The organism is Rhodoferax sp. (assembly GCF_028688795.1).
Classification (GTDB): Bacteria; Pseudomonadota; Gammaproteobacteria; order Burkholderiales; family Burkholderiaceae_C; genus Rhodoferax.
The window spans coordinates 1-6653 of record NZ_JAQTXM010000073.1 but is presented as its reverse complement, the minus strand read 5'-3'; the positions used below and the strand labels follow the sequence as shown (position 1 = coordinate 6653).

The 6653-nt window shown below is 55.7% G+C and carries 5 protein-coding genes and 1 tRNA gene; all 6 read right to left on the bottom strand.

Annotated elements, in window-relative coordinates:
• Window positions 1-67: 67 nt before the first annotated feature.
• Window positions 68-721, bottom strand: a complete 654-nt coding sequence (locus tag PHQ58_RS22945; RefSeq protein ID WP_300116077.1) for a site-specific DNA-methyltransferase — start codon at window positions 719-721, stop codon at window positions 68-70.
• Between the two features lie 190 nt (window positions 722-911).
• Complete coding sequence (locus tag PHQ58_RS22940) at window positions 912-3944, bottom strand: YfjI family protein (RefSeq protein WP_300116075.1); 3033 nt, start codon at window positions 3942-3944, stop codon at window positions 912-914.
• A gap of 12 nt (window positions 3945-3956) precedes the next feature.
• Window positions 3957-4256: an AlpA family transcriptional regulator gene (locus PHQ58_RS22935; RefSeq protein ID WP_300116073.1), complete on the bottom strand. Its 300-nt coding sequence runs from the start codon at window positions 4254-4256 to the stop codon at window positions 3957-3959.
• A 116-nt stretch (window positions 4257-4372) separates the two neighbouring features.
• Window positions 4373-5041, bottom strand: coding sequence for a hypothetical protein (locus tag PHQ58_RS22930; protein WP_300116071.1), 669 nt, complete (start codon window positions 5039-5041; stop codon window positions 4373-4375).
• Window positions 5042-5128: 87 nt separating this feature from the next.
• Window positions 5129-6355 carry an integrase arm-type DNA-binding domain-containing protein gene (locus PHQ58_RS22925; protein WP_300116069.1) on the bottom strand — a complete coding sequence of 409 codons (1227 nt, stop codon included), beginning with the start codon at window positions 6353-6355 and terminating at the stop codon, window positions 5129-5131.
• Between the two features lie 174 nt (window positions 6356-6529).
• Window positions 6530-6615 (bottom strand) — tRNA-Leu (locus PHQ58_RS22920).
• Window positions 6616-6653: the final 38 nt, after the last annotated feature.

Sequence of the window (6653 nt, the reverse complement as noted above, 5' to 3'; positions counted from 1 at the left end):
GCCACGGTGCTCCTGCACCATGCGTACCGCGCGTTCGCGCACTTCGGGGGAAAAACGATTTGATTTCTTACTCATGGCTCCATCTTCTCAAAGTTTGGAGCCTCCTCAATTCCCGGAGCGATTCACAGGAGTCTATGTTGACCGAATAGCAGACGATGTACTCATGCTCGACTGCAATGCGGGTCGGATTATTGTCAGTGACGTTATTCCAGACCATGACACCTACTCGGTTGCCAAGGCCGAATACCTGTTCCATCAAAACACCCAAATGAAACATCTCGTTGTCGTCGATGGATACAAAAATCACCCCGTCCTCGGTCAATAGTTCCTTTGCCAGTTCCAGCCGCCGGTACATGAACTCCAACCACTTGGAGTGGCGGTAGCTGTCTTCCTTGTCAATGAAGCTGTCGTTGTAAATGAAGTCGCGCTTGCCGGTGTTGTAGGGCGGGTCGATGTAGATGCACTTCACCCGGCCAGCGTGCGTCATGCGCAGGGTGCGCAGGGCGTCGAAGTTGTCACCCTCAATGATCAAGTTACTTTGCGGGCCGTCGCCGCAAGACAGAGCAGCATCCCAGTCCAACGCCACAAAGTCGTTGTTCACAGATAGGTCGTGGTCAATCTCGTCGCGCTCCCACACCAGTCCAAAATTTGGCCGCCTGTCACGCTCGCGCAGCAAGTGCAATAGTTGCTCTTTGGAATAGTCGTCGTAGTTGTCAGCCATCAGGGCGCGATCAGTAGTGTCAAGACTATGGCAGTTTAGCCCAGGGTGGCCGGTGCGCACCACGGCCCAGCTTTTCAGACTTTCCTGCAGGTACCAGAGTGCAGGCAACAAAACCTACAAAACCCCATGCTGAGGTAACCCAGGGGGTTTTGTAGGTTTCATAGCCCCCACTGGGGGCAATGCTGATTTATCAGCCGCGCCAGCTGTTTCCCACTGCAATGTCTTTCAGCACTGCCGGATTGATTGCATAGCGCTCGCTGGGCCTGCCACCTGATGCACCCATTGGCGCTGTAACGGGGCGCAGGTAGTCATAGTCCACCAGCAACTCAGCGGCCTTGCGCACATCAGCCGGCGAACTCAAACCGGCCCAATGTTTGACCGCCACTTGCCGGGGCGTGAAATGATCAGTGATCACGCCATCTATGCCAGCCAATTTTCCTGCCTTGATCTTGGATAGCAGGGTTGCCGCACCCTTGGTCTCTGGCATGACCGCCGCCGCATACAGGCGGTTCGCATGGCTGCGTAAGTAGTCACCCATGGCCAGTGCCCGGATCAGTTCGGCTTCATGAATCACGCCACCGCTGTCCGGTGTGTCGATCAAGGCAAAGATTAGCGCCAGCGCCGGGATCAGCTTGCGGTATTTGGCCAGGTGCGAGATCATGGCCGGATGCAGCTCATTTCCGCGAATCTCGCCCTCAAAGGGAACCAGCCATGCGACAAACAAGGCTTGCGCCGCCTCGTTAAAGCGCCAGACAACTGGCTCGGTATCGTTTGCAGGCTGTAGTTCGGCGAGACGCGCAAACACGTCTAGGGCGCTTTGCTTGGCTGGAGTGTCAGGAGGCTGGTCAACGTGGATGAAATCGCTTGCGATATCCGGCCATACTGCCAAACCAAAGCGCTGCAACAAACCATCGTCTGCACTGCCACCTGCCATCGCACCGCGAACATATTCTTGAATGCGGCCCGGTTGAATGCCTCCGATCATCGCCAGACATACACGCGGAACGTGCACGGTGCCGCGCATAACGCGGTCAAAGGTGTAACCCTGATTGCCGTCATAACTTTGCAACATGAATGCCCGGGAACCTTCCTGCCCCGGCTTGTCCAGGCCAGTGAGCAGTCCATAAAGCTCATCCCGATAGGACAAGGTGCCCCAGGGGTTTTGCTGCATTAGCTCACCTAGCTTTTCTACCGTGGCATCGTTCACGATATAGCGCCGAGCCAAAGGGCCTGCCGGTGTGTCCACAGGCACCAGCAAAGCACGCGCCGCCACCGGATCTTTGGCAGCCAAACGCTTGGCTGCGGTTTCGTTCGCCTGACCTTGCATTTCAGTCACTTTGCAGTCGAGTTCCCATACAGCGTTTTCTAGCTGCCACGCGTCAGACGCGTGCTCCTGTAGCTTGTCCAGTGGCTTTAATGTTTCACTCAAGGCCGGAGACTTCTTCACGCCGGGCCTGCCCACAATCACGCCCCACAAGTTGGGCACTACCTGCCAAGTGTCCTGTGCTTTGGGTTGCACCACGGCACGCGCACCAATGAGGCTGGACAAGGCCACTAACGCTGTCACTGCCGGGAAGTCTGCCGGGCATTGCATCCGATGGGCAATGTCCATCACCCAGGGCCGCAATGCTACCGGTAAGAAATTTTCGTCAAAGGGCATCACAGGGGGCAACGGATCAGGCAGTGGCGTTGGCGCTGACCATGGTGCTGAATCAGTCCATCCATGCATCTGCGCCAGTGAATACACGCTGGGCAGTCCCAATGGCCTGGTCGCTGAATAGTGGGGATCGCTTTGATCGAAAACAGTTAGCGCCGCGCCGCCTGTTAAGGCATCCCATTCGCTACACAAAGCTCGGCCCACGTCTTCATCAATGCCGCCGGACACATGGCGCAAAGCCATACCTATGACTTGCGCCGCAGAATGGTTTGCCAGACTTGCAGACGCCGGGATTGCAGCAATGGCATCCCGCAGGCGATGCAGGTCGTCACTCGATGTAGCGTTGGCTGGCGCGCCGGTTTGAGCAACAAATTGCCCGTTTGGCGTGGCAATACTTGAGTTAGCAGCCATTGAGTGCACACCGCCTGGTTGCGGACCATCCAGCAACTCCCGCACCGCTCGCCAACCATATGACGCGCAGGAATCGTGCTGGCACTTGAAACCCAGTTCACCCGACGGCTTGCGAAACACTGCTGCTTCACCGTTGACGTGCTCGGGGTTGAATGGGCACACTGCCAGTTTGAACCGCTCACTACCGTTATGCAGGTCAGCGGTGTAAACCATGCCGTGCCGTTCAAAAAAGTCTTCCAGGTTAAAACTGCCCACTATGGATGTAGGCGAAGCCGTAGCGAGCCTTGTGCCGGGTGCCGCTGCCCGTGCTGGGGGTTGCACCATGGCAAGCTGCGCCACAGTCACCTCGACACGCACAGGGGTGTCCATGAGGTGTGACAGCCGCCATGGTGCCGCTGCGGTGTGGTCGCCCTTGTTGGCAACGGTGCCATACAGCTTGCATATCCGCGCAGCGTTAAAAACGGTCCTATCGACCTTGGTGTGGTCATCGTCAAAGCGCTCACCCAACGCCAGTAACACTGCCTTCACCAGCGCTGTCGAAGCCGCGTCGTTAGGCAAGTCAATAGCGTAAAGCAGGTGGTAACCGTTGCCCGACAAGGCCACGACGGACTTAGGCCAGCCGATGTCCATCAGGTAGCTGTGAATCTCACGGGCCTTGTTCGCCGCCGCCGCAAGCTGGGAGGCGGTTGCACTTGTGCCTGATGGGCGCACTGGGTCCAGATCAATCAGCAGCCAGCGCCGCCGTGTCACGTCCTTGTCGCTGGTGGTGGGGCTGGCGTTGGTTTGAACGCGATTCGAATATCGACTCAGCAGTTGGGGATCAACTGGGTTCAATGTGATGTAAACCGCAGCGCCGCCTTCACTCAGGCACTTCGCGTATTCTGCGAGGTCGTCCCAGTGGTCGGCATCAAAGTAGCCCGAGTCGGTACGCTTGCGGCCCCTGGTGGTCAATGCACGAAGCTCGACCACATCAGCCGGATCGAATAGCACCTTCAGCGCGGCCAGAATAGCGGCCTTGCTGGGCGAGAGAACTGAGGGCAGCGCAATGGCTTTACTTGGGGTGCCGTCAGTGGGAAAATACACACTGTTGGTGTCAGTGTGTGGGCCGTTGGAGTTAGTCTCTCCAGCGGCCTTTTGCGTGGTGTTGGTGGTCATGGTGTGTGCTCCTTACGCCATGGCCTGAGCCGTCATCCAAGCCCTCACCTGCCCGGCCTGCCAGGCGGTAACCCGCGCGCTCAATTTGGTGGGTTTGGGGAACTTGCCCAGCTTCACCATGCGCCACAGTGTGGGTGCAGAAAATGGTAGGGGGGCTATGGCGCTGTCCGGATTTTTAGGGCTGCGCACCAGTTGCGACTCGCGTAGCCAGGCTGAATCTGGTAGTCGATCAAACACTGCCTGATCGGGTGCTGTGGTGGCCGCTGCCACTAAAGCCGTGGGCTTGCTTTTGAAGTTAAAACCGTGTGACATTTTTCAAACCTTTATAAACCCCACTGCAACAATTTGCAGGGATTGAAAGGATTGAAAATGTTTCGTTGTGTGTTGTGACTGAATTCGGTTTGCTGATTACCGAATTCAGTTTTGATCTATGACTGGGGCGGCTTTGCGGGCAATACGGTGGTCGCCGCAATCTTCAAATACTTGAGTACCGTGCCATCATCAATCTTGATACCAAGTGCGGCTAGATCGTTTACGATGTCTTTGGTTGCAGTATTTTTTTTTGCTACCGGGTCATAGCGGTAACCCATGATTGCCATGCCAATCACCAGTTTCAACAGGGTGTCATCCTTGATGGACAACAAGATTTCCTCGGCCTGTACTGCAGACTTATCTCCGCTAGCCGCTTCAACCCGAGCAATTTCTTCAGACATGAAAACGCTCTGCTCTAAAACTTGCGCCATGCCAATGGGCGAAGTTAGCACAAAGCAAGTATCACCTTCATCGTGGCCAGTGGCGCTTTCCGAAAAAAAGCAAAACTGGCAATCCGCAACACCTATGCGACGCGGCCAGATTAAATAATGGAAACCAGTGCGGCCTTGTGTTGCCGGACAATCGTCTTCTGAAATGCTTTCAATCTGCAGCGAGCCATCCGCATTGTGATCAGGTGTAAATAGACAAAGTCCGTATTTGCCGTTGATGTGAATGCTGGGGATCAATTCACCGTCAATCACCGCTTGCACCAAGTCATCAAAGCCGCAGCCCCAATTCGCTACCAGTTCGGCAAAGGTGTAGTGCTTTTTTGCTTTGAATTTCATGAATGCCATTCGCCCCCTAAATATGGTGCCAGCTCAGCCCGCCGAGGACACGTGTTTTGGCAATCTAACTAAAGCTGGTAAAAACAGCTATTGTGTTCCGGTACGCAACGGAATCACGTCTGTGCCAATGCGTAGCTTATCCAGGTAGTCAGCCCACCGCTGCATCATTGCCCGGCGTGCTGGCAGATGTGCCGTGCGGTTGTAAGCCCTGCCGTTAGGATCTTTGACGGCATGGGCCAGTTGGTGCTCGATCAGGTCGACACGTTCGTCCAGCACTTCATCCATGATGGTTCGGGCCATGGCCCGGAACCCGTGTGCCGTGTGTGCTTCTCTGGGGATGCCCATGGCATGCAATGCGCTGTTGATGGTGTTCTCGCTCATGGGCCTGTCCTCGCTACGTCCCATGCTGGGGAAGACGTAGCGCCGCGCCCCGGTTATTGGCTTCATGCTTTGGATAATCTCCAGCGCTTGAGTCGATAGCGGAACAAGGTGGTCGACCTTCATCTTCATCTTAATGCCAGGTATGCGCCACTCAGCCGAGTCAAGGTCGATTTCAGCCCATTCCATGCTGCGCAGCTCGCCGGGCCTGACAAAGAGCATGGCAGATAGCTTTAACCCTGCGATCACCTGCGGGTGTCCGCTGTAACTATAAATGGCACGCATCAATGCGCCAGCCTCTTTGGGGCCTGTAATGGCCGCGAAGTGCTTTGGTGTGGCCGTGGTTAAGGCACCCTTCAAATCTTGCGTCACATCGCGCTCTGCGCTGCCCGTGGCCACAGCGTAGCGAAACACCCGTCCGCATATCTGTTTGAGCCGCTGCACCGCGTCCAATGCGCCCCTTGCTTCCATGTGCCGTAATGCGCCCAGCACGTCACGCGGCCCGATGGTGGACATAGGCATTTGCCCGATGTAGGGGAACATGTCCTTTTGCAGCCAGGTGGTCGTCTTCGCCTGGGTGCTTGTGCCGCGAACCGCTCTGGTCTTGTCCAGCCAATCCAGCGCCACCTTCTCGAATGTAGTGGCAAGTACAGCCGCCTGAGCCTCCTTAGCTGCCTGTTTGACTGCGCCAGGGTCAATGCCGTGGGCAAGCTGTTTGCGTGCAGCCTCGCGCCGTTGACGGGCATCAACAAGTGATATAGACGGGTAAACACCCAGCGCCAGCGTCTTTTGCTTCCCGTCGAATCGGTAATTCAAACGCCAGTATTTACCGCCAGCGTTCACCAACAGGTACATGTTGCCGCCGTCCGCGTGTTTGTCGCCAGCAGCTGAACCCGTGTGTTTTACATTCTTAACGAAGGTGTCGGTCAGGGCCATGATTTGCCTTTTGCTGGTATGTCGTTTGATGGCATGTCGAGATACCAGCAAAAATGCCATAAATTTGATGGTATGTCATGATAGTCCGTGACATCACTTGAGGCAACAAAAAACCCGCTATGCTAGGAAGCATGCGGGTTATAAGGTGTTTTGAGACGGTGTGAAACCGTTGATTGGTGCCCGAGGCCGGACTCGAACCGGCAACCCCTGACGGGGGACAGATTTTAAGTCTGCTGTGTAAACCATTCCACCACTCGGGCACAGCGCTATTGTCAAACAAAAAAGCCTCGTCAATAAA